Here is a 1,967-nt window from a genome sequence, read left to right as displayed (position 1 = left end):
CGCCGATGAGCAGCGGGTGGAAGCTGAAGACGGTGCGCAGCCGCTCGTTCCGGATGAAGCGGGCGACCACGTCGTAGACGCTGCGGTGGCCCGAGAGGCGCAGCAGGTCGGGCGCGATCCGCAGCATCGCCCCGACGCTGCCGAACGGGACGTGGCCGAGCCGTTCGAAGCCGACACGGCACACCGCCTCGCTATGGGCCATGAAGCGCTCGTAGCCGGCGACGTCGTCCGGCGCGAATCGGGCGACCTCCGCCCGCATCGCCGCGCGGTCGCCGCTATAGGCGAAGCTTTGGCCGTCCTCGAAGCGGATGCGGTAGAACGGCTGCATCGGCACGAGGGTGACGTCCTCGGCCATTTCCCGCCCGCACAGGCGCCACAGCTCCTCGAAAAGGAAGGGGGCGGTGACGATGGTCGGCCCGGCGTCGAAGGTGAAGCCGTCCTGCCGGTGGACGCGGGCGCGGCCGCCGGGCTGGTCCAACCGCTCCAGCACGGTGACCCGATAACCGCGCGCACCGAGCCGGATCGCCGCCGCCAGCCCGCCGAAGCCGGAGCCGATCACGACCGCGTGCGGCCGGGCATCGGGGCCGGATGTGTCAATCGGCTTGACGGCGAGTGTCAACATACGTTGACACTATGGCCGGGATTCTCGCCAGCGCAAGAGGCGTTTCAGCGTGGCGACGTCTGCGCCGCTCCGGCTTCCGAGAGGACGATCTCGGCGACGCGCTCCGGCGCCTCCTCGTGGGCGAGGTGGCCGAGCCCGCGCAGCAGCTCGACGCGGGCATTCGGCAGGCGCTCGCGCAGGGCGAAGGCGTCGTCCGGCTTGATCGCCTTGTCGTCTCCGCCGACGATCAGCAGCGTGCGGGTGGCGAGCCGCGGCAGGTCGCGGGCGAGCGACGGAAGATCCCAGTTCGCCATCATGCCGAGTGCCCCGGAGACGTGCCCCGCGCGGGTGAAGAGCCGCCGGTAGAGGTCGAGCGCCTGCGGATCGAGGCGCGAGCCGGTGCCGTCGATGAGGCGGCGCACCGCCGCCCGGTCGGCGCTCCAGGCGAAGACCTTCGGGGTGACGGGGTTCAGGAACAGCATCCGGGCGATGCCGGGGAAGAGGAAGCTGGCGACGCCCGGAAACGGGGTCAGCGCGCCGTTGATCGCCACCAACAGGTCGGGCGCGATGCGGCGGTCGAGGCACATCCGCGCGAGAACCGCGGCGCCGGCCGAGTGGCCGATGGCGAGGCGCGGCGTCAGGCCGAGGCCCGCCGCGAGATCGCCCACCGCCTCGGCCATCCCCGGCAGGGAGAGGCGGCGGGCGGGCAGCGGATCGGTGAAGCCGTGGCCCGGCAGATCCGGCGCCACCACGCGAAAACCGTTCTGCGCCAGGAGCGGCGCCAGCCCGCGCCAGGAATGGGTTGCGGCGCCGGTGCCGTGCAGCAGCAGCAGGGCGGGTGCCTCCGGTTCGCCGAATTCCTGCACGTGCCAGCGCAGGCCCGCCGCCTCGACGAATCGGCTCGCGGCGCGGTGCGGCCAGTCGCGGCCGTCGCGCTCCCAATCCGGCCGGTCGTCTTCGAGGAGGGGCAAGAGCAAACCGGGCCTCAGGCTGTGGCGGCGCGCACCGCCGCGCTGACGCTGCCCGCATCCGCGTGGGGGAGCGGACAGTAGCGCGCCTGCGCCGCCTCGGCGAGGCGGCGCGCCCCGTCGGGGCGGGCGCCGGTGTCGATCACCAGGGTGGGCAGCGCCTGCGCCCGCAGCAGGCGGGCGGCGGCGACGGCCTCCTCGCCGGCGAGCGCCCGGCCGCCGAGGCCGGAGCGGGCGACGTTGGCGCGCCCGTCGGTGAGCAGGACGATGACCGGGTTTCCGCCCGCGCGCCGCACGCCGAGGGCGAGGGTCGCGGCGGCGTCGAGCCCGGCGGCGAGCGGCGTGCCGCCCCCGCCCGGCAGGCGCACCCCAAGGTGCGCCTGCCGGGCGGGGGCGGC

General features: G+C 74.7%; 2 protein-coding genes and 1 pseudogene. All 3 read right to left on the bottom strand.

What is annotated here, in order from left to right:
- On the bottom strand, window positions 1-622 hold a 622-nt coding region (crtI, locus tag MFF42_RS26185; protein WP_238258871.1), incomplete at its 3' end, for a phytoene desaturase family protein.
- 44 nt (window positions 623-666) lie between these two features.
- Window positions 667-1,572: an alpha/beta fold hydrolase BchO gene (gene bchO / locus MFF42_RS26180; protein WP_238258872.1), complete on the bottom strand. Its 906-nt coding sequence runs from the start codon at window positions 1,570-1,572 to the stop codon at window positions 667-669.
- A 14-nt stretch (window positions 1,573-1,586) separates the two neighbouring features.
- Window positions 1,587-1,967: pseudogene (bchD, locus tag MFF42_RS26175) on the bottom strand (magnesium chelatase subunit D); the annotation flags it as partial.

Source organism: Methylorubrum podarium, from assembly GCF_022179745.1.
Classification (GTDB): Bacteria; Pseudomonadota; Alphaproteobacteria; order Rhizobiales; family Beijerinckiaceae; genus Methylobacterium; species Methylobacterium podarium.
This window is presented reverse-complemented; position numbering and strand designations above follow the sequence as displayed.